Below are 24,595 nucleotides of genomic sequence, written 5' to 3'. Positions count from 1 at the left end.
GCCAAAGCAAGCACAGGGGCTAACAAAAGTTTAATGCCACTTTCCTCTATTTGTCCGGCGATCGCCACAAATGGTCACAATTTATCAATTCCTTGGACTTCTTTGCCCAAATTTGCCAACTTGCTGGGGGTTTTTACGGAGAAAAAATGGACTGAAGACAACTGGCACAGGGACGATTGGAATCGGCCACCCCAAAGGTGGGTTTTGTAAACTTATTTGTTACTTTGTTAAGGTAAAGCAATATTACTGGGCTTTTCTAGGTCACTTGGCCTGGCTAAAACTAAATTCTAAGGCTGGTATTGACTTTCCTTCCTGTCCTAGCCCGCTAATTCGGTACTATTCTTCCCTCGCATCGTTTTTATGAACAAGTACATCCCCCACCAACGTCTGCGACGGCAACTTTCCCTGCTAGGTTTATTAAGTTTTTCCCTGATGGGTTGCAGCGATCTCTGGGAACAAAATGTCAAAGCCCAAACGGAGAATACTGAATCAAACCAGGCGATCGCCGTGGATGTGGCCCTAGCTCGACCCCAAGCATTGACCAAGGAGTTGGAATATACGGGCACCACAGCCCCAGTGCGGGAAGCCTCCATCAAAGCCCAGATTGAAGGACGACTGCAAAGGCTACCAGTGGATGTGGGCGATCGGGTCAGGGGAGAAGAAATATTGGCGGAAATTGAAGATGATTTATTACTGGGGGCGGTAGACCAGGCCAAAGCGGAGAAAATGGCCCAACGTTCGGAAGTTTTAACTGCCCAAAGTCAGGTGGGGGATGCCCAAATTCGGGTAGAACAGGCCCGTTTGCAACTGCAACAGGCCCAGGCGGACATTATCCGTTTGGAAACTTCCCTCAACGCCCGCATTGAACAAGCCCGGCTGGAAGTAGATCAAACCCAGGCCGATGCTGCTCGCTTCCGACTATTAGCCGAAGAGGGAGCTGGCGGTGCCCAACAGGCGGAACAGGCAGAAACCAGAGCCCGTCAAGCCAAGGAAATTTTGCGTAACGAACAGGCCAGCGCTAGCCAACAATTAAGCCAAGCTAAAACAGCGGCCAAAACTGCGTCCCAAATCCTCAACTCGGCGATCGCCCAGGTGCAGATCGAACAGCAGAGGGTGGGGGCGGCCACCGCCCAGATGAATGCCCAGCGAGCTTCCATTGAACAGGCCCAAACTAGGCAACAGTACGCCACCGTCAGAGCACCATTTCCGGGGCGGGTGTTACGACGATTAAGTGAACCAGGCAATTTAGTGCAGCCGGGGACGGAAATTTTGCAACTGGGGGATTTTCGTCAGTTAGAAATTGACGTGCAGGTATCGGAGTTGCAACTGGCCCAAATTGCCCTACAGCAAAAGGTCAACGTCAAGCTAGATGCGTTTCCTGGCCAGACTTTTACGGGCGTGGTAACCCGCATTTCCCCCCAGGCTGACGTTAATTCTCGCCTTGTGCCGGTGGAAATAACCATGGATAATCCTGGTGAAAAAATTGGCGCTGGGCTGTTGGCCAGGGTCAGTTTTGATGCCAGTGCAGATACCAATGTGGTAGTTCCAGAATCTGCCATTGTCGATGAAGATGCCATTTTTGTGGTGACCAAAGCAGGGGAAAAAGACGTGCTGGAACGGCGATCGGTTACCCTGGGGCAAACTGCCAACGGGAAGGTGGAAATTGTGGCAGGCTTAGCTCCCCAGGAACGTTTTGTGGTCCGCAGTAGTAGACCGCTACAACCGGATAGTCAAATTCGTCTCAGCGTTTTATCAGAAAAATAGCAGGAACAATAGTGTTAATGGAGACTGTTAAGTTTTTGTTCGTTTTAGCTCCACTGGAACTGTTCAAATAAATCGATTAAACCTCTCCGACATTTTCCCAGTCAAAAGACTCGAATCCTCGAACCATTGAAATTTTTCCTTTCCCCAGGAATTATTGCCTCCTCTGTTCCCCATCCCCCCAGCCCCTATGTCCTCCCCCAACTCCGTTTTTAGTCTGAGTGGCCTGGCCATCCGTCGGCACATTGCCACCCTTATGCTCACCCTGGCCATTATTGTGTTGGGGGTTTTCGCTGTTTTTTCCCTGCCGGTGGATCTGTTGCCTTCCATCACCTATCCCCGCATTGGCGTGCGACTAGATGCTCCAGGGGTATCTCCGGAAGTGGCGGTGGACGAAATTACCAGACCCTTGGAAGCGGCCCTGTCAGCCACGGAAGGGGTGGTGCAGGTTTACTCTCAAACCAGGGAGGGGCAAATTAGCCTGGATTTGTTTTTCGAGCCGGGGGGCAATATTGACCAAGCGTTGAATGACGCCACCGCTACCTTTAACCGGGCCCGCAACCAGTTGCCGGATGATCTGGAAACCCCCCGGTTATTTAAGTTTGATCCTTCCCAGTTGCCGGTGTATGAATTTGCCGTTACCTCCCCGGAGTTGTCGGGGCCATCGTTGCGGGTATTTGCAGAAGAGGAGTTAGCACGGGAATTGGGAGTGGTGCCGGGGGTGGCATCGGTGAATGTGTCGGGGGCAGCCCAGGAAGAAGTCCGGATCAATGTGGATTTACAACGACTACAGCGGTCGGGGGTGAGTTTGACCCAGGTATTGGATGCTTTACAGAGCCGAAATGTGGATATTTCCGGGGGCAGAATTGTTGGTACGGAGTCGGAACCTTTAACCCGTACAGTGGGTAGATTTGCTTCAGCCCAGGAAATTGAGGATTTAGTGGTGGGCACAGTGTCTGGTCTGGAGGATCAATCGGCCCAAAAAGTTTATCTGCGGGATGTGGCCACTGTTATTGACGGTACAGAGGAAGAACGGATTTTTGTGACCCTCAACGGTAATCCGGCGGTAAAAGTGAGTGTGCAGAAACAACCGGAGGCTAACACCATTGAAGTAGTGGATGGGGTTAAAAAACGTTTGGAGGAGTTACGCACAGAAGGCATTATTCCCCAGGCGGCGGAATTAACCCCTACCTTAGATGATTCAGTTTTTATCCGTAACTCGGTCAATAACGTTGTTGTTTCGGGGTTAATTGGTACGGTCCTGGCGGCGATCGCCGTTTTGTTATTTCTCGGTTCTTTGCGACAGACGTTAATTATTGTGTTGGCTATTCCCTTGGCCACCATGGCGGCCATCATTGTCATGAAGGCCTTTGGTTTATCCTTGAACGTTTTTAGTTTGGGGGGCTTGGCCCTGGGGGTGGGCATTGTGGTGGATAACTCCATCGTCATGTTGGAAACCATTGCGGAAGGGGCGGGCATGACCCCCGGCAAAGTTAATCCCCTCCCACTAACTAAAGGGGAAATGCGCAACCAGGCGATCGCCAGTAGTCAAACGGTGGAATCGGCACTGGTGGCTTCCACTAGCACTAACTTGGTGGCGGTATTGCCATTTTTGATGATTGGTGGCTTCATTGCCCTGATTTTTAATGAATTAATTTTGACCATCAGTTTTGCGGTGGCGGCTTCCATCCTGGTGGCAGTGACCCTAGTGCCCATGGCCGCTTCCCGTTTATTGGCCATTCGCCGCCGGAGTGGTTTGGGTAATTGGTTATTTTTTCGGGAATTTAACCGACGTTTTGCAGGGGCCACGGCGGCCTACGCCCGTTTTTTATCCATCCTGATCCGACATCGATTGGTGGCGGTGGCTTCTATTTTCATTGTTTTTGGTGGCAGTAGTTTGTGGATGATCGGACAGATTCCCCAGGAAATTTTGCCCCGCATCAATACGGGTCAAGCCAGTATGTTTGCCCAGTTCCCCCCCGGCACTCCCTTAGAGGAAAACCAACGCTTAATGGCGATCGTGGATGACATCCTCATCAATCAGCCGGAAACCGAATACGCTTTCACCACGGTGGGGGGGTTTCTCTTTGGCAGTAACGTTAATGCTAATGCTCTGCGCAGTTCCAGCACCATTACCCTAAAACCCAATACCGATGTGGAGGCATTCACCGAACGGGTGACGGCGGAATTGGAAGCGCTGAACTTGGTGGATATTCGTCTGCGGATGGCACCGGGACAGTTGCGGGGTCTGATTTTGAGCAATTCCCCCCTACGTAACGTAGATGTGGATGTGGTTTTGCAGGGGAATGATGCCGATGTGTTAGATGAAGCGGGGCGGGCAGTGTTGGCGGAATTAGGAGAAAAAGTTACATTGGCCCGTTTTCGTCCCGATGCCGATCCCCGTCAACCGGAAGTGCAGATTCGTCCCGATTGGCAAAGGGCGACGGAATTAGGTTTAACCACCCAAGCCATTGGGCAGACAGTCCAAACTGCTTTAGACGGTGCTGTGCCCACCCAGTTGCAACGGGAAAATCGCCTGGTGGATGTGCGAGTGAAATTGGACAATGATTTGCTCTCTGGCCCTGGGGATTTGGCACAAATTCCCCTCTTTATTGATGGCGATCGCCCGATCCGTTTGGGGGATGTGGCCACCATTGACCAAGGTCGGGCACCGGGGGAAATTCAACGCATTAACCAACGGCCGGTGTTTTTAATTGCTGGTACGTTAGTGGAAGGGGCTAGTTTGAGTGAAGCTCTCACAGAAGTTGACCAAGTTTTATCCGCCATGGAGTTTCCCCCCGGGGTGTCTCGACTGCCCAGTACAGCGGCGGCGAGCAATGAACAGTTACAGTCTTCCCTGGTGATTTTAGGGGGCTTGGCGGCGTTTCTCGTCTTTGTGGTTATGGCGGTGCAATACAATTCTCTCCTCGATCCTCTGGTAATTATGTTCACCCTACCTTTGGCTTTGGCTGGAGGCATTTTGGGTTTATACGTTACCCAAACGGCGATCGGTGCCACGGTAATTGTTGGTACAGTACTCCTGGTGGGGATTGTGGTCAACAACGCCATCATCATGGTGGAGTTAGCTAACCAAATCTGGGCCGAAGAAGGCATCAGTCGAGAAGCAGCTATCTTACGGGCAGCCCCCCAACGCTTACGACCGATTTTGATGACCACCATTACCACCGTGCTGGGCATGTTTCCCCTCGCCCTGGGCATTGGACAAGGATCAGAATTGCTCCAACCTTTGGGCATTGTGGTGTTTTCCGGTCTTTCCCTCGCTACCTTACTAACCCTATTTTTAATTCCCTGCTTGTACGTGTTGCTACACCAATGGGAAGGGGTTGATATAGAAAAAGTCAAAACCGATTTGGAATCCCGCTTAACCGAAGAAGATGTACCAACAAAAATCCAATAATCGTTTGCTCAAAATTTTTGCAAATATTCTAGGTTGAAAAAAGATTGAAATACCAGTCTATTGGGTATCCACAGATGTTTTCGGTGCCTTGCAGAGCTGAACAATATTTTTTCAGCTAGGAAATGTAGTTAGTGTGTCATTGATTAGGTATTTGTTTTGATCTATAAAGCTATCCAAGATGTTTCTGGCATTAGGGTGCCAAGCACCATGATTCATTTGTGGAATAGGAAATGGCAGTTTTTTAATTTCATAAGATACGGCTGAATCCGATGCAACTAGACGAGCAACATGTTCACAATTCCATCCCAAAAGCCCATAATCCCAATCTTTAAAGCAAATCAAAGCGTAACAGAGCCGCTCGATTGTCTGATATGGAGAAAACTTTTGCACGTCTGGGACAATAAAGAACTCGCTTGGATTTCTCGTAAAAATCGAAAGCCCGCCTGTGTCAAAAATCAGATTTTCATCGAGTCCAATGCCATAATGCCAAGAAACGCCCTCATACCAATTTACTAAATGTCCGTAAAAACGACTATTCGTATTTATCACTTGATGAATTTCTATTATTTTTTGATTATCTTCATCTAGAGAGATAGCCATAGTCTTATGTTGATTTACTTAGAGTTAATATTATGAAGAAAGAACCTCGACTTCCACCGCTGTGATATTTTCTTCTGGCTCTTCTGGTAATGTTGTGGGCTCTATTTCTTTATCAAAGATTAACTGACCATCCACACAATCAATGAGAATTTTGTCCCCTGCAACGAAAGTATTTTCTAAGATTTTAGTGGCAATAGGATTTTCCAACTGTCGTTGAATAGCACGTTTTAAAGGTCTTGCTCCGTAGGTGGGATCGTAACCAGCACTGACGATGTGATCCAGGGCAGCATCGGAAAGAGAAAGCGTGATTTTTTGCTCGTCTAATAACTTCTCGATGCGTTTAATTTGTAGGACGACAATGCGACGCAACTCATCCCGTTTCAACGTATGGAAAATAATTAGATCATCAATACGGTTGAGAAATTCCGGACGGAAATGTTTGCGCAGGGATTGTAATACCTGTTTCTGCATTTTGTCGTAGTCGGCATCATCGGCGGAAAGGCTGAGAATATGGTCACTGCCAATGTTACTGGTCATGACGATAATGGTGTTGCGAAAATCCACCACCCGCCCCTGGGAATCGGTAATGCGGCCATCATCCAAGACCTGCAGCAAAATATTAAACACGTCTAAATGGGCTTTTTCCACTTCGTCCAACAACACAACGGAATAGGGACGACGGCGCACTGCTTCCGATAATTGTCCCCCTTCCTCGTAGCCCACGTAACCGGGGGGAGCTCCAATTAAACGGGAAACGGCGTGTTTTTCCATATATTCGGACATATCAATCCGCACCATGGCTTCTTCGCTGTCAAACAGAAACCCGGCCAAGGCCCGAGCCAATTCCGTTTTACCTACCCCCGTGGGCCCCATAAACAGAAAAGAGCCAATGGGGCGACTGGGGTCCTTCATGCCGGCCCTAGCCCGACGTATGGCCGCAGAAACTGCCGCTACTGCCTCCTTCTGACCGATCACTCGCTGATGGAGGTGACCTTCCAATTGCAATAATTTTTGCCGTTCCGTTTCCATGAGACGGTTCATGGGGATGCCCGTCCAACCGGCGACAATTTCGGCAATGTCCGATTCCGTTACCTGTTCCCGCAAAAGAGTATTACCGGAGCCTTGAATTTCTAGTAATTTACTTTCTTTTTCTTCAATGTCATGTTGGAGGACTTCTAACTCTCCGTACTTAATTTTGGCGGCCTTTTCCCAATCAGTGGCCCGCTCAGCTTTTTCTACCTGAAGTCTTAGCTCTTGCTCCTTTTCTTTGAGGGTGTTAATTTCTTCCAGCATCTGTTTTTCCGACAGCCATTGACCGGATAATTCCTGTTGCTGACCCTCTAATTCAGTAATTTCCTGCTGAATTTTTTCTAGTCTTTCTTTGGAAGATTTGTCAGCTCCTAAACCAGGACGTTTTTCTTCCCCTTCTAGGGAAAGTTTTTCCATTTGTAGTTGCATTAAGCGTCGGTCAATATCCTCTAATTCCACCGGTTTGGAAGTAATTTCCATTTTTAATCGGGCGGCTGCTTCGTCCACTAAATCAATCGCCTTGTCGGGCAAAAATCGATCTTGGATATAGCGATGGGAAAGGGTAGCTGCTGCTACTAGGGCGGAGTCGGTGATTTTGACCCCATGGTGTACTTCATATTTTTCCTTCAAACCCCGCAGGATGGAAATCGTATCATCCACGCTAGGTTGCTTGACGTAAACCTGTTGAAATCTTCTTTCTAAAGCAGGATCTTTTTCGATGTTTTTGCGGTATTCATCCAATGTGGTGGCCCCAATGCACCGCAGCTCCCCCCGGGCTAACATGGGCTTGAGCAAATTCCCTGCATCCATGGACCCAGAACCTTCGCGACCACCGGCTCCCACTACGGTATGGACTTCATCAATGAATAAGATGATTTGCCCATCGGAATTGGTCACTTCCTTCATCACTGACCGCAGTCTTTCTTCAAATTCCCCCCGATATTTAGCCCCGGCAATTAAACTGCCCATATCCAGGGAAATTAACTGCCGATTTTTTAATGATTCTGGTACGTCGCCATTGATAATCCGTTGGGCCAAACCTTCGGCGATCGCCGTTTTGCCCACCCCCGGTTCACCGATCAGGACAGGGTTATTTTTGGAACGCCGAGAGAGTACTTGAATAACTCGACGAATTTCCTCATCTCGACCGATCACTGGGTCTAGCTTACCCTGGCGGGCCTGCTCCGTCAGATCTCGTCCGTATTTATCCAACGCTTCATATTTTTCTTCTTGATTTGGCTCCGTCACCTTTTGGGAACCTCGAATCGCTTTGATGGCCAACTCTAAATCCTGGGGGTCAAGGTTAAACGCGCGGAGGGTTTTGCGCCCCACCCGGTCGTCCTCTGCAAACCCCACCAGTAAATGTTCAACGGAAATGAATTTATCTTCCCAGCTACTACGGGCGGCATCGGCCCGGTCTAGCATCACATCCAAACTACGCCCCAGGTAAAGTTGTTCTACATAAGCCTGCTTGGGTTGCCGGTTGGTGAAAATTTCCAACTGTTGCCGTAGTCCCTCGCCATCCACCGCCGCCCGCTGGAAAATCCTTGCCGCCAAACCCATATCCTGCTCCAACAACGCCAGCAGAATATGCTCTACTTCCAAATTTGTGTTCTTATAACGACGGGCTACTTCTTGGGATTTAACAATGGCGTCCCAGGCTTGTTCAGTAAATTTGGTTGGATCAGTAGGTTGCATTCAGACTAGCTTGAGGGATATGGGCAAAACTGCTCATCCATTGTAAGGGGGACTGAATCATTTTCCTAGTTGTTAAGCTTTGCATTTTTGATTAAGCTTGTCTGGAATACAATTTGGCAAATTTTTTATTAGCTATTATCCCCTCAGCTTTGTCCCTTTAAAATTCCATCTAGCTATCTAATAATGATTGTTTTTCCTAGATATTTTAAAAGTAGGTTGTCATAGTCTATGATCTTAGTTTACTGCTTTGTTACCTGAAATTAATATTTGCCAAATCAGTTTTGCCAGCAAAGAAGAGTCACTTCAACAAACATTTCAGACTCTGGTAAAATTTTGGGGAATACAATTGATAAGTTATGAAACTGTGCCTAAAAGAAAAAAACTCATTGCGCTCCTGAAAAATAGTCCTAACAACATTAGATTCAGTGATGTCTGTAAGTTACTGGAGCTAGAAGGCTTCTATCTTGAAAGAATCACAGGTAGTCATCACATTTTCAAAAAAAATGATATTATTCTGGTTATTCCCGTCCACAACAAGAAAGTCAAGTCAATCTATATTCGCCGAATCCTTGAAATTATCGAGAAAAAATAGATGAATTATCCAATTGTTATTTATCCCTGTGCAGAAGGTGGTTTTGTCGCTGAAATTCCTGCGTTATGTGGCTGTTTGGCCCAAGGAGAAACCCTAGAGGAAACTCTAGAAGAATTAATGATAGTTAAAGATCTCTGGCTAGAAACAGCCCAGACCCACAACCAAAAACTGCCTAGTTTGGAAGCAGAAATTGCCAAAATTAAGATGTTGAGTGCCGCATAGGGTACATGGGTATTTTTAGGGCGATCGCCGCTAAATCCGATTGCAGGAATTGGGTAATGAAAATGAAATAGCTGGCTGACCGTTGGAGAAAGACCGGGGGTGTTTAAAAGTCGTTGCAGGTTCCCCTTGGGTGCTATGGTATGGGGGGAATTTTGCGTTTAACCCTCATTCCTTGTCTTTATATCAATGGTGATGGCGGCATGAGTTACCAGCGAGTTTTGTTGAAATTGAGCGGTGAAGCCCTCATGGGAGACCTGGGCTATGGCATTGACCCCGCTGTGGTGGGAACGATCGCCCAGGAAATTAAGGATGTTCTCCAGGCCGGGGTACAGTTGGCCATTGTGGTGGGGGGAGGCAACATTTTCCGGGGAGTGAAAGCTTCCGCTGCTGGGATGGACCGGGCCACCGCCGACTACATCGGTATGATTGCCACGGTGATGAACGCCATGACCCTCCAGGACGCCCTCGAACAAATGGATATTCCCACCAGGGTGTTAACGGCGATCGCCATGCAGGAAGTGGCGGAACCTTACATTCGTAGGCGGGCCATCCGTCATTTGGAAAAGGGCCGGGTAGTAATTTTTGGGGCTGGTTCGGGTAATCCTTTTTTCACCACCGACACCACTGCCGCCCTGCGGGCCGCCGAAATTGATGCGGAAGTGGTTTTCAAAGCGACCAAGGTGGACGGGGTCTATGATTCTGACCCCAAAACCAATCCCAATGCCCGCCGCTTCACCACTCTGACCTATAGCCATGTGTTGGCCGAAGATCTCAAAGTCATGGACAGCACGGCGATCGCCTTATGCAAAGATAATAATATTCCCATTATGATCTTCGACCTGGGGGTTCCCGGTAACATTGTACGGGCCATCAAAGGCGAAGCAGTCGGTACGTTAGTTGGAGAAAATTGTGAAGTTAGCTGAACTCAAGGACCACATGCAAAAAAGTGTTGAAGCGACCCAGAGATCCTTCAATACCATCCGCACCGGCCGGGCCAATGCCTCCCTGCTAGACCGGATTACTGTGGAGTATTATGGCGCCGAAACCCCGTTAAAATCTCTGGCCACCATTGGCACCCCCGATGCCAGCACCATTGTGATTCAACCCTTTGACATGGGCAGTATTGGCACCATTGAAAAGGCCATTTCCCTGTCGGATCTGGGTTTAACCCCCAACAACGATGGTAAAGTCATTCGTCTGAATATACCTCCTCTGACAGCGGAGCGACGCAAAGAACTAGTGAAAGTAGCAGGTAAATTGGCGGAAGAAGGCAAAGTGGCCATCCGTAATATTCGCCGGGATGCGGTGGATGAAGTGAGGAAACAGGAAAAAAATTCGGACATTTCCGAAGATGAAGCCAGGGATCTGCAAGAAGAAATCCAAAAATTGACTGATCAATCCACCAAGCGTATTGATGAATTGTTGGCGGCTAAGGAAAAGGACATCACCACGGTGTAATCCTTTGCTAGACTGACTTTCAACAGTGGTCAAAATAAACCCTGGACTCATTGGCCGAACATCATTGCTCCCTTGAATTCTATGAACTTTGGCTATCTGATTTTTTTGATCACTTCCGCCGCTACCTACGGTATTTTTGCCCTGGGCTTGAATTTACAATGGGGCTTTGCCGGGTTGATTAATTTTGGCCATGTCGCTTTTATGACCCTGGGGGCCTACGCGACCACCTTGCTGAGTTTACGAGGTTTGCCCATTCCCCTGGCAGTGTTGGTAGGGATGGGATTGGCCATGGCGTTGGGTTTGCTCATTGGCACCTCTACCCTCAGATTAAGGGAAGATTACCTGGCGATCGTTACCATCGGCGTTTCCGAGTTAATTCGCTTGATAGCCAACAACGAAGAGTGGTTAACCCAGGGAACTTTTGGGGTACAAAGTTTTCCCTGGCCGATGGATTTTAACCCCACATTATTAAGTCGCATTGTTTTTGTGATTTGGCTCACAGTTCTCACTATTTATGCTGAAAGTATTTTAATTAAAAGTCTCTTAAAACAGTGGAAAGAGGGTAAAAAAATCCAAGGTAAGAGTTATCAGCCCCGTAAGCCTTTGGCTTTGCTAATTTGGGGAATTATTACCACAGCGTTGATTTTAACTGCCTATGTGCCTGGGGTAGTTTCTTTGTATAACTACTCTGGTAAGGCGGGGCTAATGTTATTAGCTTTAACCTTGTTGGCCCTTACCTATGCTGGTTTGGAATTTTGGGTCCATTCCCCCTGGGGTCGTATTCTCAAAGCCATCCGGGAAGATGAAGAAATTCCCCGGGCCCTGGGCAAAAATGTTTTTTGGTATAAGTTACAGGCCTTCATGGGTGGCGGGGCGATCGCCGGTTTAGCGGGGGCATTGTTTGCTTGGCAATTGACCAGTATTTACCCCAGTAATTTTGACACGTTGCTGACTTTTAACGCTTGGATCATTGTGGTGCTGGGGGGAGCGGGCAGTAATGCGGGCACGGTGTTGGGCACCATTATTTTTTGGGCCTATGATTCCCTAACCAGGTTTTTGTTACCCCAAATTGCTTTTTTAGACCAGAGTCAAGCCGGAGCTTTACGGGTTATGGTCATCGGGCTAATTTTAATGGTGTTAATGGTGTGGCGACCCCAGGGCATTTTAGGCAAAAAAGAAGAGTTAACCCTAGGGCGCTAAGGGCAACTTTGTTCAAATTCCCTTAAAGAATGAATTGGGGTGGGCAGATTTTAGAATGATGGGCTATTCGAGAATAGAAAAATGGGAGGAAATAGTGATGAGCGTGTATTTAACGGTAAGTCTTTAGATAGAAAATTTATCCCCGCAGAGTGATTCCTTAAAGTCAATCAAAACAGACTAAGAAGATAGCTTATCAGAATATACAAAAATATCTCTGCTGGAATCAAAGAAGTGGCTGGAAAAACATACTTAATAATATGAGGTTAATAATTCAGTCATTATGCTATTTTAATTTATTAAAGCCCTGGATGGCGGTGATTTATACACCCCAGCCATTAAGAAGCTTTCATTTATTAAAATTTTCCCGGCTTACCGTGCTGACTAATTCCCTAACACCACAGGTTTTTCCAATAAATTAATGACAAGATTTAGGCTTGCTTTTAATTAATTAAATCTGGGCGATTAAATTATTAAATCATCAAAAAAACTTGTAAATCTCATATGATTTCAGTGGCAATTTTGTCAAGCCTAGGGTTTAATCTATAGGCAAACTTAGTTTTTTGTCCGACAAATACTCAACCAGTTGCCCATTGGTTGATACCATAAATACAAGCCAGATACATTTTGCTTTTTTCCTACACATTTTTTGTGCTTTGGCAATCCGCCGGCCACGACTTTTAAGTCCATTTCCAACCCATGCGTGAACTGCTCTACTGTGAAGTCCCCACCCCTGCCACCGCTGAAGTTGTCGCTTGGCTTCAGGGAAATTGGTCGCCCTTAGTGGGGCAAAAGTTGCCTACGGAGCAAGGTTTACGGTTGCGGGGTTCCTCCGGCCAAAGCAGTGAACTATCCATTTTTGTGTGGTCTCTACAAAGAACTACCTATCTTAAGTGTGTGCGTTGGGGTGACACTAGCTTCCCCCAAGAAACGGCGATCGCCAAGGAATTAAGGCGGGCATTAGGGCAAAAATTTCCTCCCACCTATCCGGTCCCACCGGCGATCGATCTGGATCGGCAAAATATTTTCCAGGCGTTACAAGATCGATATCCTGAAACGGTTAAATTCTTCCAAAAATTTCCCCAAGGAGAATATGACCTCAAGCGCGTTTACTGGTGGGAACAACGGTGGCGGGACAATGTAGCGAATCCCCAAACCCCTAGGCAGGTGGTCAGTCAAACCTCCACGGTAACGGCGATCGCCCCTGCAACCCCTGAGTTTGACCTAATTTACCTGGGCGGGGCTCTGGGTTCAGTCCATGCGGCGGTGATGGCCCGGTTGGGTTATCGGGTACTGCTCATTGAACGATTGCCCTTCGGCCGAATGAATCGGGAATGGAATATTTCCCGGGATGAATTTCAGCGGTTAATTGACTTAAATTTATTCACCCCAGAGGAATTTGAAAGCGTCATTGCCCGGGAATATCGAGACGGGTTTAATAAGTTTTTTGATGCCTATAATCCGCCCCATCTTAAAGCTAATGTGCTCCACACTCCCACTGTATTAAACATTGCCCTAGATTCGGCTAAATTCTTGGCTATCTGTGGACATAAACTCCAGCAAGCAGGGGGAATTATTTGGGATGAAACTGAATTTATTAACGCCACTATTGATCCGAACAAAGTGGTAGTCCATTGCATTAATTTGGAAAATAATCAAACAAAATTAGCCCAAGCCAGATTGTTAGTAGATGCCATGGGTACCGCTTCTCCCATTGCTTGGCAATTAAATGGCGGTAAAACTTTTAACAGTGTTTGTCCCACGGTGGGGGCCGTGGTGGAAGGCCTAGATCCGGTGGTTTGGGATAATGCTTATGGTGATGTGCTCAATTCCCATGGAGATATTTCCCGGGGTAGGCAGTTAATTTGGGAATTGTTCCCCGGAGCAGGGGACGAAATGACCATTTATCTTTTCCATTACCATCAAGTTAATCGGGAAAATCCTGGTTCTTTGTTGGAAATGTACGAAGACTTTTTCAGCATTTTGCCGGAGTATCGTCGCTGTAATCTGGAAAAGTTAACTTGGAAAAAAGCTACCTTCGGTTATATTCCTGGTCACTTTAGCACCAGCGCCCAAGACCGTACCATTGCCCTAGACCGATTAATGGCGATCGGGGATGCCGCTTCTCTCCAATCTCCTTTGGTGTTCACTGGGTTTGGCTCTCTAGTACGGAATCTAGCCAAATTAACGGACTTGTTGCACACAGCTTTGCAGTATGACCTGCTCCAAGCAAAGCAATTAAATCAAATTCGGGCCTACCAAAGTAATATTGCTGTGACTTGGATGTTTTCCAAGGGAATGATGGTGCCGACGGGGAAACAATTGCCGCCCCAACAGGTTAATGCCATGCTCAATACTTTCTTTGGTCTATTGGCAGACTCGGCCCCAACGGTGGCGGAAACTTTCATTAAAGACCGCACTACTTGGCTATTATTTTCTCGCTTAGCTCTTAAGGCTGCTAGCAAAAATCCCCAACTATTGTTTTGGATTTGGCAGATGGCTGGCACCGAGGATCTACTAAAATGGCTGTTAGTTTATTTTGATTTTTCCCGTCAAGCTTTACTCAATGCCCTATTCCGCTTTTGGTATCCCCAGTGGCTAATTAATTCCCGCAATTGGTTGGAAAAGCTTTCTCCCCAACTATGGTTTTCTTTGTTGTGTTTCGGTTATCAAATTCAACCAAAATTAGCTCAACAATCCAAGTAAATTAGGGCGACATTAAGAAAAAAATATTTGCTCCGGCACATTCACCAATGCAAACATTGCTGTTAATCTGATTATGGGAATGTGTCCAGCACCAAAGTTCTCAAAACGCTAAGCTAGGCCCATGGCGATCGCCTTAGAGAGTTGAATTGACAATGACCTTTGACCGACGGACATTTTTACGTAGCGGCATGGCCCTGGGCCTTGGTTCCTGGGCCTGGGCATGGTCCGGCAGAAATATGGGCCAATCCCTCGCATCCAACACCAATCAAAAGTGGGCCCTACTGTTGGCGGCGGGGCAAGGTAATGGAGCCAATGGCGATCGCCGGGGATTGATGGGATGCACCACCGATAGGCAATTGCTGGGGGAAGTTTTAACGGGGCGTTACGGTTTTGATCAAGCCAAGATTGCCGGGTTAGACCCCCAAGGTATTACCCTGTCAGCCCTGGAAATTTTATTTGATGAGCATCTACGGCAACAGGTGCAGAAAGGCGACCCAGTGGTGGTGGCCTTTAGTGGTTATGGCAGTTATAACCCACCAGCAGCCATGACCCCCAACCCGACCTGGGAGCAGGCTCTACCCCATTTGGGACTATTTCTAGACGGGGAAGGAGAGGATAACTTTCTACCCCTCACTACCCTAATCAATTGGTTGCAATCTCTCAAAACTAAGCAGGTCTATCTTGTGCTCGACTGTGGTTTTAGCACTGGGGTGGAGGAGTTTGAGGGCAATCTCCGGGGTCGTAGTGGCGGTCGGGGTGGGCCAATCCCCCCAGAAGTTAACCCCAGCAATCCCCCAACCAAAGCAAGTTTGGGCAATATCACCCTAATTAGTGCCACTAGCCCTGGGCAAACTGCGGTGGAAGTTCAACTGGGCAAGCAGTCAGCGGGACTATTCACTTTGGCCCTCACCCAAAGTCTTTGGGAAAATAGCTCCACCAGTGTGATGGCCAGTCTGTGGGACCATAGCCGCAATTTACTGGTTCCCCGCCTAGGGACAGAACAAATTCCCCAATGGCGATCGCCAAATAATTCCCCTGATTTCCTCGCTCCCACCACCCTAACCACGGGAGGAGAGGGAATGGTAACTGGCTTAATCAGTGGCAATTCCCTACAAAGTCAAATTGTGGCCCTGGCTCCCCTGGTGCAAAAGCGGGCTTTGGTGCATTCCTGTTATTTAACTTTTCCAGCTACGGAGACGGGGAGCGATCTTAACTCCACGGATAATTCCCTCTGGCAAGTGCAAAGTGTTAAAGGACAAAGCGCCACATTAACGGCGATCACCAAAACTTCATCGACCAAGGCCGAGTCAGCGACATCCTCAACGGAAGCCAATGGCGGGGAAAGCAAAAAGGAAATGCTGGTGGGCAGTGCCCTGCGGGAAATATACCGAGCTATCCCTAAAAACCTCGCTTTAACAGTGGCCCTAGCCCATGACCTGGAACGCATTGAGCGGGTGGATGCCACCAGTGCCTTTGGGGCGATCGCCGCCGTGGAAACAGTGATTAATGCCGGGGAAGGTAGTGCAGACTGTGTGTTTGGCAGACTGGAAGCCCATCGCTATAGCCTCTTTACCGAGGGGGGAAACCCTTTGCAACCCCTGACTAAGTCTGAGTCCAGCGGGGCGGTGAAAACTGTCATTGGTGCCCTAGACCCCTGCTTGAACCGTTTGCTGGCCTTGAAATGGCTGACCTTACTGGCCAATGGCAATAGCACCCAACTGGGGGCCGGCATCAAACTGGTGCAACAAACCAGCGGCGATAATCCCCTGCCCCGCCTAATTTACCAATGGCGATCAACCCGTTACCCCTATCCTCCCCAGGACAACAACCCCGGCAATGGGGGCAATGGCATACCCAATGCTCCCCCCAGCTTCCTGCCCGCCGTGGCCACCAACCAAGCTTTACAGTGTGAATTGGAAAACTTTAGCAATGAAACCCTCTACGGTTGTTTGATTGGGGTGAATAATCGCGGTCTGAGTGTGGCGGCCATTCTCCGTCCAGACCTAAAGTTACTACAGGGCAAAGAACAACTGACCTGGCCTAGCCCAGAAGATCCCCTCTGGATTATTGGTGGAGACAAGGCGATCGCCCATTGGTTTTTAATTCTTTCCCGTTTTCCCCTGGCCGGCACTGCCACAGCCCTAGGACAACAAATCACCGGCAACAATTCCATCGATCCCCCCAGCCTAGAAAGCCATCCCCCCCGGGTGCTGCCATTGAAAAATTTGCTCCCTGTGGTACTAGCCCTGGTCCAAGACCTAACCGCCCATGGGGTGACGGTGGCCCCAGTCCCTGACGATATGATTTTACTATCCACCGCCGATTGGTTAAGTCTGCCCATTATGTATCAAGTCATTTAGAAAAGCCCGCAATCTAGGGATTCCTTGTTAGGATATTAGACGTTTCAGGGTTGGTGGAGCTTCCCTTGACCAGCGGGGTCTGATTATGGGTATGCCATGGACCTTGGTGCGGTCATTAACTCTAGGCATTGCTTTTTCCGCTGAAAATGCCCCAACCCAGCCACTGTGCTACATATTTTTGTCTGTCCATTGTTCATCTATGACATCTTCCTTGCCCTCGTCCACCCAGCATCGGTTGCAGCAACTACCACAGATTCCGAGTGTCTGGGAAGGCGATCGCCGCCCGTTTCAGGGGGGATCCTTGGGGGAAAGGGAAGATGGGGAAGCAGGGGAATGCATTCTCTGGGTGGATGGCACTGAGGGGCTGGTGCGTTCCATGGATGTGATTCCTGAAACTTCAGGCATGGAAACCGTAGTCCGTACTCTGATCCGGGCCATGGAGATGCCCCGATCGCCAGCGCCCCCCTGTCGGCCCCAAAAAATTGTTGTCCGCAACCGGGAGCTACAGTTTTTACTGCGGGGAATTCTCCAGGGCCTGAATATTAATGTGGAATACCAAGCCCAGCTTCCCCTCATTGACGAACTCTTTCGCACCTTTGACACCATTGACGATCATCGCCCGGCTCCCATTCCTCCAGCATTCGATGTCCCCCTTAAAAAGTTAGCCCGGGAAATTTGGCATTTATCCCCCTGGGAGGTGTTGACCGACCTAGACATTATCGCTATCCAAATTCCCACCCTGGAGGGAGTGCCCCCCCTCTACGCCTGTGTGATGGGAATGTTGGGGGAAGAATATGGCATCATCCTCTACCGTTCCCTGGAATCCCTGAAAACCTTTCGGGCAATGGCCATGGGTGAGGACGATAACCAATGCCTAGAACAGGTTTTTCTCTCCCAGGACTGTTGGTTCATTAACTACGAAGCCGGAGACCAGGGAGAAACCCTGCCGAGGGCAAACCCGCCATTTTTCCCAGCTAGCCAAGATAACCAGGCCACAGCCATTTTCGGCAGTATCCATCCCCTAGAAGGCATTCGTCCGTTTATCGACGAAGAGGAGGCCTTAGCGATTTACTGTGCCCTGGAAGGATTGGCCCATTTTGTCAAAGCCCACCACGGCGATTTTGAAGCGGAAAATGTCGAGCTAATTACCAAAGAAGTGAAGGTCAAACATCCCCTCAAGCCCAAGAACACCAAGGAACAGCTATTGGTGCAGCTTTCCACCCAACCGGAGCTAACGGCGGAGTTTTTGGGGCAATTGGGTTTTGATGAGGAAGAGGAAGAAGACGATGATGATCTGTTGGAAGATGATTTAATTCCCGATAATTCGTATATGAGTTTGGGTATGGTGCCCTGGGACTTAGTGCATAGTCTCCGTTCCTCCCCGATGGTTCATTACCAAGCCAGTGAATTTCGGCAAAAGGGGGATGGCATGCCAGTGTTGATGATCCAAACTAGCCGTCCTAAGGCCAAAGATTTAATTCGCCGGTTACAGCAAGAGGGAGAAATCGCCGGACTGGGTTTTAATGCGGGGCGAGACTGCTGGACGGAAACTAGGTATGACTTGGGTATCCTCAAAACCGGCCAGGATAAATTGTTTCTCTTTGGAGAATTTCTCCTTGATGCCCCGGCCCACCGCCAGGCGAAAAAAAATTGGGAGCGTCGCTGTCGCGATACCAAGGGTTATTGTGCGGTTTTAATTGCCATGGGGGTAACGGGACAATCCAAAGGTAGGCCGGAACTACGCCATATGTTGGGCTATTTTGAAACCCGTTTCCTCACTCCCCAGGAGTTGGGATTGGGCACCCTGCGCTTATCTTTGGGAGTTGACCTAGACTTTTAGGGATTTTGTCAATTTTTATTCTAAAAATTCCACCATGACTAGCCAGAAATCCAATCTTACAGTCTGTGGTTTTAGCGTTTTTCCTGGCGTTGGCGAATAATGTTTTCCACTTGGGGACCCAAATCCAGAAGACGTAAAGTTCCCCCATTGCCCTGCCAGGTAGCAAATAAACAGAGATAGCGACCCATGGGGGCGATCGCCGTGATGGTTTCCCCGAGGGAAAAATTGCCAAATAAAAAACCTTCATAGTCCAACAAAGCTACTTCCCCATGGCGATCGGCTAGTAGATAACCCCAGGGAAAAGGCTCAATGAATTGGGGCTGGATAGTTAGGGCAATGCGATTGACTTTCAGGGGTTGCAGACGAATCAAAATACCAGTGTAGGGAGCATTATCGGCCAAGCCAAACAGATGGTTGCGGGAGTAGCGATTAACTACCAATTGAAATACCAAAAAAGAAAGGCGAAAGGCTGGAAACAGGGACCCCCGCCGATTAAACAGGAAAAAAATAGTATGACAATAACTTGCCGTTGATTGAGACTGCACCAACAGGCCATGGTTTTGGTCTAGGGTGAGCAGTTGATCCGGCCATCGAATTACTACGGCTGCAGCCACAGGTAAGCTGTGGTCAGTGCGCCATAATTGAAAATGGCCTTTTTCACTGTCCCGATCGCCTACTACCACTGCCAAAGTTTTACCACCGGGGCTTAGATTGGCCAACAGACGCTCTGCCCGCAAATTAATGCGAGGTTTGGGGAGAGAGAGAGCGCCAAGTAGGGTTTCTCGCCACTGGTAAAATTGCCATTCTCCTGGTTCACCTCCCTGGATTAAGAGGCTAATTTGGTCTTGATTTACTTCCAGATTAGCTATGGTTCCCGGTAAACCCAACGCCCAGCGGGGCAAAGGATGGTGCTCCACATTTCCATCGCCATACTCCCATAGGTACAGTTCGGCCCCATTGCCTAGGTATAACCAAAGTCCTGCCCCAGTTAGGTGACTAATGGGAAATAACAAGGGAGTACTGTGTTTGACTGTGGCCGTAAAGGCTAGCGGAGCTGGAGCCAAGTGATGGTAAAGATAGCCGTTACCCCTGGGGGGATCCTGTTCCAATATTTGTTTTTGAACCGTGGCCAAATCACTGGCCATGGCTGTGGCATTGGGAAATCGTCTTTGGGGTAATTTCTCCAAAGCCCGTTGGACAATGGGGGCAAGTAAGGGAGGAAATTCCGGCGGTAAGGTTAAGCGGACATTGAGATGGGCTGCCTGCAACGCTTTAGGAAATCCTGAAAACGGGCGATCGCCGACGATGAGCTCGTACAGCAAAATACCCACAGCATAAATGTCGGAAGCTACAGAAAACTTGCCGTAGAACCGTTCCGGGGCCATATAGGCGGGAGAACCAGTGTAACCCTTGCTGAAATTAGGATTGCCCGTTTTAGCTGTTAGGCGAGCAATGCCAAAATCTGATACTTTTACCTGCCATCCCTCTGCCCGGGGTATTAACAGGATATTTTCCGGTTTAAGGTCACAGTGGACAATGTCATGCTGATGGGCTTGGGCCAAACCCAGCAATATTTGTCTTAATAAATCTATTTTTCCCGCCAAACATAAATCTCCGTCCCCATCAATAATGTCCCGCAGAGTTCCCCCCTCACAGTAATCCATCACCAAATAGCGGCCCCCAGGATGGTACTCCAAACCATGGCAAGCCACAATGTTGGGATGGCGCAGGGTCAACAGATAGGACAGTTCCCGCAGAAATTTATTAGTGGGAAATACCCGATGTTCTAAATCCTTCAGGGCATACATTTTGCCCGTAGTCCGGTGAATAGCACAGTAAACCCGCCCGAACTGTCCCTGTCCGATCTGTCCAATGATTCTATATTGGGAGCGGGGAAACAGCGGCATAACCGCCACATTGGCAGTCTTTACCATAAAAAATACGCCTAGGACGGGGAGTGATTCCATCTTACCTTTGTCCTAGGCGATTATTACTGTTGTTGTTGTCTGGGAGGCAATAGAGAAAGTCTTGGCCGGGGGGCTAAAACTGGAGTTTTAACCAAATAGGTTAGCTGCGGTGGTATCGCTTTCTTCGGCCAACAGGGGTTTAATTTCCCGGTCTGGATCGGCAATATAGGCCTCATGGCCAACTCCCTCCGCCGGGGGCATTACCGGGGTCGGCTCTAGCTCTAGGTCTTCCACTGGCCCTTCATAGTACTGCTTATGGAGCGCTCGGGCGACTTCATAACTGTCCAAATCCCCCTGGTCAAAATAGAGCTTGTAGGCCTGACGCAGATCGTCTGTAGCCTGCTTGCGGTTATCCAAACGAGCGTAGGCCATGCCTCGATGGTGAAAAGCGCCGGCCAAATCCCCCCTAAGGCGGATGGCTTCCGTACAATCCCGCACGGCTTCGGCCCAATCTTCTAAACGGTAATGGCTTAAACCCCTTTGGTAATAGGCTTCGGCGTGGGGATAGGCGGCAAGACTCTGGGTGCAACCTTCCATGGTGCGTAATTCGGTCACCACGGCCAGCAGGTCTTGGTGTTTAATATCCAAACCGGCATGGGTTTGGGCAGCAGCGGCTTGGAAAGCTTCCAACTTCCCTTGGAGAGCTAGGGATTTTTCTGCCAAAGCCTTGGTCAAATTTTCTTGGTTCGCGGCGATCGCCTGTTGTTGTTGGCCAAGGGAAGTTTGAATATCTCCTTGGAATTTTTGTAGATACTCCTGTAGGTGGGCTTGATTTTGATTGACCAACTGGACAATTTGAGCCGCTGTGGCCCGTTGATTAGCCAGTAAATGCTCTTCCAACTGCTTACGGTTAAACAAATGCAGTCCCACCCCTGCTGCTACTGGAATTACCCCCGCCGCTGGGTTAGCAGGCAAGACCACACTGGCGATCGCCCCACCGATTAAGGCCACCACCGACAGCCCATCCCAGATCCCGGAGTTGTAGCCGGTGGCTGAGGATCCATTTTCTGGGGAAGTTACTGTTTGCTCATTAACTTGATTTTCCATCATAATCCTGATTCCTTTGTCGACAATGGGTAAAACACAGATTGCTAGAGCTAAAAAAACTCATCAACGTAATTTGAACAGCTTGGGCATCCTCAGGAAAAACTCCGCTGGACTAACATTCCGGGGCCTAACCAAACAACGCTTCCTCTTGGTGAGTAAGAATTTTGCAATCAGAAGTGGCATAGGCCGCACAGAGCAACACACAACCCGCCGCCAACTCCTCCGGCTTGAGGAAATCGGAGCCTTTATCCGTATGCTCAACCGTCCCCTCCAGCAAACGACCGGCACAGGCCACACAGGAAGCTGCCCGACAGGAATAGGGCAAATCCAATCCCTGATTTTCCGCCGCTTCTAGAATTAACTCATCCTCCGCCACCTCAATGGTGACATCACTGCCCGTAGCTGGATTGACTAAATTGACGGAATAAATTGCACCCATGAATGACCCAAACAATGGACTGAAACTAGCAAATTAACTACTAAGAATGGTGTGGTCTAACTTCAGTGCTGGTAACACCATGGCCACCTCATCCGGCTCCAGAAATTCCTTAATGGTTTCCTGAATTACCTTATAGCTAATCTTGGCGTATTCAGTATAGTTGTAAGCCCGCACAATGGTCTGATACCAAATTAATAGACCCTCCCGCAGACGGTCCAAATCCCCAAACAGGATGGCTGTAATTGAACAACGGAACACATTAGTCATGTCCCGCCGGCAAATTTCCGTCACATCCCGATTGCCCATGTGGAAAGTATCCTGGGGTAGACCCCGCTTTTGGGCTTCCCAACGGTGGATAATTTGCTCTTCACTATCCCGGATTTTTTCGTAGGCACTGATACGGGTTTCCGCTGTGTCTAAAAAGTCCTGGAGGAATTGCAACTCCTGGTCCGTAGCATAGCGACCATCCGCATCAATGGTGAGACGAGTCAACGGCTTAAACATAAATAAGAATCCTCATAAAAACAAACATTAAACCGCCACAGTCAGCCAGGAAATTATTCATCGGTATCGTTGACAATCTGAATTTTGGCCGCCTGTAACTGGTCATCTAGTTGACTAATCATGGAACGGGTAATTAACTTACCTTTTTCCACTAGGATGCTCCCATCCCGAGGATTGAGAATATTTTCCTCCGCTCGACGGCCAATCAGCTCCTCGATGTCCTCAATTTCACTGACGTACATCCCAGCGGGCAATTCCACCACCACGCCTTCATCCAACACCCGGGCTTGGCAAGCCAAACGGGAATAACGATTGTGGGTGGTGATCACCTCTAGGGTGCGCTGCTCCCGACGGTTGAGGGGAGAAAGACTCTCCATCCCAGCGGTGATGTAAACGTGACAAGTGGCACACATACCCCGACCACCACACTCCTTCATGATCCGTAAATCCTGACCGAGCAACCCCGAGAGCAGGTTATCGTTGGTCTCGATGGCGACTTTTAAATCAATGGGGTCGAGCTTAATAGTTTTAGCCACACAATCCTCCTTAGTACTGGCAACAATGGCATTAACCCTGTTGGCGACAGAGCAATTCCATAATGGTGGCATGGTCATGGCCTTCTGTTAACCAAGCAGAAACTGGTTTGAGCCGTTCCTTGAGACCGAGGATGAACAGATTTTTTTCTGCCCCTAGGGATTCACAGGTGGTCTGTTCACAGTGGAGGTTTTCCCCCGTTAACTGGGAGAAAAAGGCGGTGAGAATTCCCGCTTCCAGGAAACCCATGGGGCATTTACCCTGGGGAGCACAGGCTACAAAGGGAGAATTGACCACTTCAGCGACAATGAAGCCGTTTTGGTAGTACTTTAAGTCGATGTCCACCAGGCCGTAACCATGGGATTTCCAGCACTGTTTAAAGGTTTGCAGAAATTCCACCATTTCCATCGCTTGGATGGGTTTGCCGTAATACTCCTGGAGTTCATCGGCAAAGCGTTTGTAGAAAGCACTGCCCCAGGTTTTGCCACAGGCGGTGAGGGCTACCCCAGCGCCAATGCCGAGTTCTGAATCGATGGCCGTAAATAAACCCTTAATTAAGGTGTCTGGCAAAGCAATGAGGCGAGCCCCACTGCGGTTTTCCAAAAGGCCAAATTCGTTGTCTCCTTGGAGGTAAACGTCGGGGGCAAAGTAGTTGCCTTTGGGGGGTTGGGCATTAATTAGGGCATTGACATCAATCATGGTTACTCTCCTAGGGTCATCATTTCTGCTTCTTCCTCTGCAACGGCGGCGGGGGCTTGGCCGAGGATGGTTTGGTCGGCCTGAACTAGAAAGGGTTCTAGGAGACGGTATTGGGGGCCACCCAAGAGGGACTCCAACTGTTCCTTGAGTAATGCGGATAGTCGGATTTCGATCGCCAATAGGTCGTGGGCTTGAACCATACCTTCGAGCCATTCCAGTAAACGGTATTGGAGATATTCCGGATTACTGAGGAGCATGGCCATGGCCCCATAGCGCAAAACGCTAATCCAGTGCAGAAGGGCCTGTTGTAATTGGGTTGCCGGGACGTTGCTAAATTCCTCTTCTAACCGATCGGCGATCGCCTGAAAAATGACAATTTCGTTGTCCCGGAGTAGACGGTAAGCACTCAACCGTTCCCGCATCAACCCCAGTTGCTTATGAAAGGAAATGATTTCCGGAGGTTGGAGATAGTGGTCTTCGGCCCGATGAAAAAGCCGTTCAAAATCTTTTTGCATAGTTTTACG

Annotated in this window: 19 protein-coding genes and 1 pseudogene; 11 read left to right on the top strand and 9 right to left on the bottom strand. The window is 48.8% G+C overall.

Features of this window, described 5'->3' with window-relative positions:
- The first annotated feature begins 360 nt into the window (after window positions 1-360).
- Together C7I86_RS10415 and C7I86_RS10410 are read left to right on the top strand one after the other, a co-directional pair.
- Entirely contained in the window at window positions 361-1,764 is a 1,404-nt protein-coding gene (locus tag C7I86_RS10415) for an efflux RND transporter periplasmic adaptor subunit (RefSeq protein WP_010873186.1), read from the top strand.
- Between the two features lie 187 nt (window positions 1,765-1,951).
- Entirely contained in the window at window positions 1,952-5,179 is a 3,228-nt protein-coding gene (locus C7I86_RS10410; protein ID WP_010873185.1) for an efflux RND transporter permease subunit, read from the top strand.
- Window positions 5,180-5,290: 111 nt separating this feature from the next.
- Here the strand turns inward: C7I86_RS10410 and C7I86_RS10405 are convergent, their stop codons facing one another.
- Both C7I86_RS10405 and clpB read right to left on the bottom strand, forming a co-directional pair.
- Window positions 5,291-5,779 (bottom strand): hypothetical protein, encoded by a 489-nt coding sequence (locus C7I86_RS10405; protein ID WP_010873184.1) that lies wholly within the window; start codon window positions 5,777-5,779, stop codon window positions 5,291-5,293.
- A 30-nt stretch (window positions 5,780-5,809) separates the two neighbouring features.
- Window positions 5,810-8,506 carry an ATP-dependent chaperone ClpB gene (gene clpB / locus C7I86_RS10400; protein ID WP_010873183.1) on the bottom strand — a complete coding sequence of 899 codons (2,697 nt, stop codon included), beginning with the start codon at window positions 8,504-8,506 and terminating at the stop codon, window positions 5,810-5,812.
- Between the two features lie 247 nt (window positions 8,507-8,753).
- Here clpB and C7I86_RS10395 point away from each other — a divergent pair, with 247 nt between their 5' ends.
- The 9 genes and pseudogenes from C7I86_RS10395 (at window position 8,754) to C7I86_RS10360 (ending at window position 18,881) form a co-directional block, all read left to right on the top strand.
- Window positions 8,754-9,098 carry a type II toxin-antitoxin system HicA family toxin gene (locus tag C7I86_RS10395; RefSeq protein WP_020862242.1) on the top strand — a complete coding sequence of 115 codons (345 nt, stop codon included), beginning with the start codon at window positions 8,754-8,756 and terminating at the stop codon, window positions 9,096-9,098.
- On the top strand, window positions 9,099-9,320 hold the full coding sequence (locus tag C7I86_RS10390) for a type II toxin-antitoxin system HicB family antitoxin (RefSeq protein WP_010873182.1): 222 nt from the start codon (window positions 9,099-9,101) through the stop codon (window positions 9,318-9,320). It abuts the gene before it with no gap.
- A gap of 200 nt (window positions 9,321-9,520) precedes the next feature.
- The gene (pyrH, locus tag C7I86_RS10385) at window positions 9,521-10,243 is read left to right on the top strand and encodes a UMP kinase (RefSeq protein WP_010873181.1); all 723 of its coding nucleotides are present in this window, start codon (window positions 9,521-9,523) and stop codon (window positions 10,241-10,243) included.
- Window positions 10,230-10,778 (top strand): ribosome recycling factor, encoded by a 549-nt coding sequence (frr, locus tag C7I86_RS10380; protein ID WP_010873180.1) that lies wholly within the window; start codon window positions 10,230-10,232, stop codon window positions 10,776-10,778. The genes pyrH and frr overlap by 14 nt, the downstream gene beginning before the upstream one ends.
- A gap of 81 nt (window positions 10,779-10,859) precedes the next feature.
- Window positions 10,860-11,978: a branched-chain amino acid ABC transporter permease gene (locus C7I86_RS10375; RefSeq protein ID WP_010873179.1), complete on the top strand. Its 1,119-nt coding sequence runs from the start codon at window positions 10,860-10,862 to the stop codon at window positions 11,976-11,978.
- A gap of 22 nt (window positions 11,979-12,000) precedes the next feature.
- Window positions 12,001-12,239, top strand: a pseudogene (locus tag C7I86_RS19180) (IS701 family transposase); the annotation flags it as partial.
- Between the two features lie 435 nt (window positions 12,240-12,674).
- Window positions 12,675-14,681, top strand: coding sequence for an NAD(P)/FAD-dependent oxidoreductase (locus C7I86_RS10370; RefSeq protein ID WP_010873178.1), 2,007 nt, complete (start codon window positions 12,675-12,677; stop codon window positions 14,679-14,681).
- 152 nt (window positions 14,682-14,833) lie between these two features.
- Window positions 14,834-17,041 (top strand): caspase family protein, encoded by a 2,208-nt coding sequence (locus C7I86_RS10365; protein WP_010873177.1) that lies wholly within the window; start codon window positions 14,834-14,836, stop codon window positions 17,039-17,041.
- A gap of 85 nt (window positions 17,042-17,126) precedes the next feature.
- On the top strand, window positions 17,127-18,881 hold the full coding sequence (locus C7I86_RS10360; protein WP_010873176.1) for a hypothetical protein: 1,755 nt from the start codon (window positions 17,127-17,129) through the stop codon (window positions 18,879-18,881).
- A gap of 71 nt (window positions 18,882-18,952) precedes the next feature.
- Here C7I86_RS10360 and C7I86_RS10355 read toward each other — a convergent pair whose 3' ends face one another.
- The 7 genes from C7I86_RS10355 to C7I86_RS19175 form a co-directional block, all read right to left on the bottom strand.
- Window positions 18,953-20,815 carry a serine/threonine-protein kinase gene (locus C7I86_RS10355; RefSeq protein WP_020862246.1) on the bottom strand — a complete coding sequence of 621 codons (1,863 nt, stop codon included), beginning with the start codon at window positions 20,813-20,815 and terminating at the stop codon, window positions 18,953-18,955.
- A 120-nt stretch (window positions 20,816-20,935) separates the two neighbouring features.
- On the bottom strand, window positions 20,936-21,898 hold the full coding sequence (locus C7I86_RS10350) for a tetratricopeptide repeat protein (RefSeq protein ID WP_010873174.1): 963 nt from the start codon (window positions 21,896-21,898) through the stop codon (window positions 20,936-20,938).
- A 124-nt stretch (window positions 21,899-22,022) separates the two neighbouring features.
- Window positions 22,023-22,334: a 2Fe-2S iron-sulfur cluster-binding protein gene (locus tag C7I86_RS10345; protein ID WP_010873173.1), complete on the bottom strand. Its 312-nt coding sequence runs from the start codon at window positions 22,332-22,334 to the stop codon at window positions 22,023-22,025.
- Between the two features lie 33 nt (window positions 22,335-22,367).
- The gene (locus tag C7I86_RS10340; RefSeq protein ID WP_010873172.1) at window positions 22,368-22,838 is read right to left on the bottom strand and encodes a hypothetical protein; all 471 of its coding nucleotides are present in this window, start codon (window positions 22,836-22,838) and stop codon (window positions 22,368-22,370) included.
- A gap of 53 nt (window positions 22,839-22,891) precedes the next feature.
- On the bottom strand, window positions 22,892-23,374 hold the full coding sequence (locus C7I86_RS10335; RefSeq protein ID WP_014407123.1) for a 2Fe-2S iron-sulfur cluster-binding protein: 483 nt from the start codon (window positions 23,372-23,374) through the stop codon (window positions 22,892-22,894).
- A 31-nt stretch (window positions 23,375-23,405) separates the two neighbouring features.
- Window positions 23,406-24,071, bottom strand: coding sequence for a V4R domain-containing protein (locus C7I86_RS10330; protein ID WP_020862247.1), 666 nt, complete (start codon window positions 24,069-24,071; stop codon window positions 23,406-23,408).
- A 2-nt stretch (window positions 24,072-24,073) separates the two neighbouring features.
- Window positions 24,074-24,586: a phycobilisome protein gene (locus C7I86_RS19175; RefSeq protein WP_010873169.1), complete on the bottom strand. Its 513-nt coding sequence runs from the start codon at window positions 24,584-24,586 to the stop codon at window positions 24,074-24,076.
- Window positions 24,587-24,595 lie beyond the last annotated feature (9 nt).

The sequence above is a fragment of the Synechocystis sp. IPPAS B-1465 genome, from assembly GCF_003015225.1.
In the GTDB taxonomy this organism is placed as follows: Bacteria; Cyanobacteriota; Cyanobacteriia; order Cyanobacteriales; family Microcystaceae; genus Synechocystis.
Note: the sequence above shows the minus strand (reverse complement) of the source record. Positions and strands in the feature narration are given on the sequence as shown.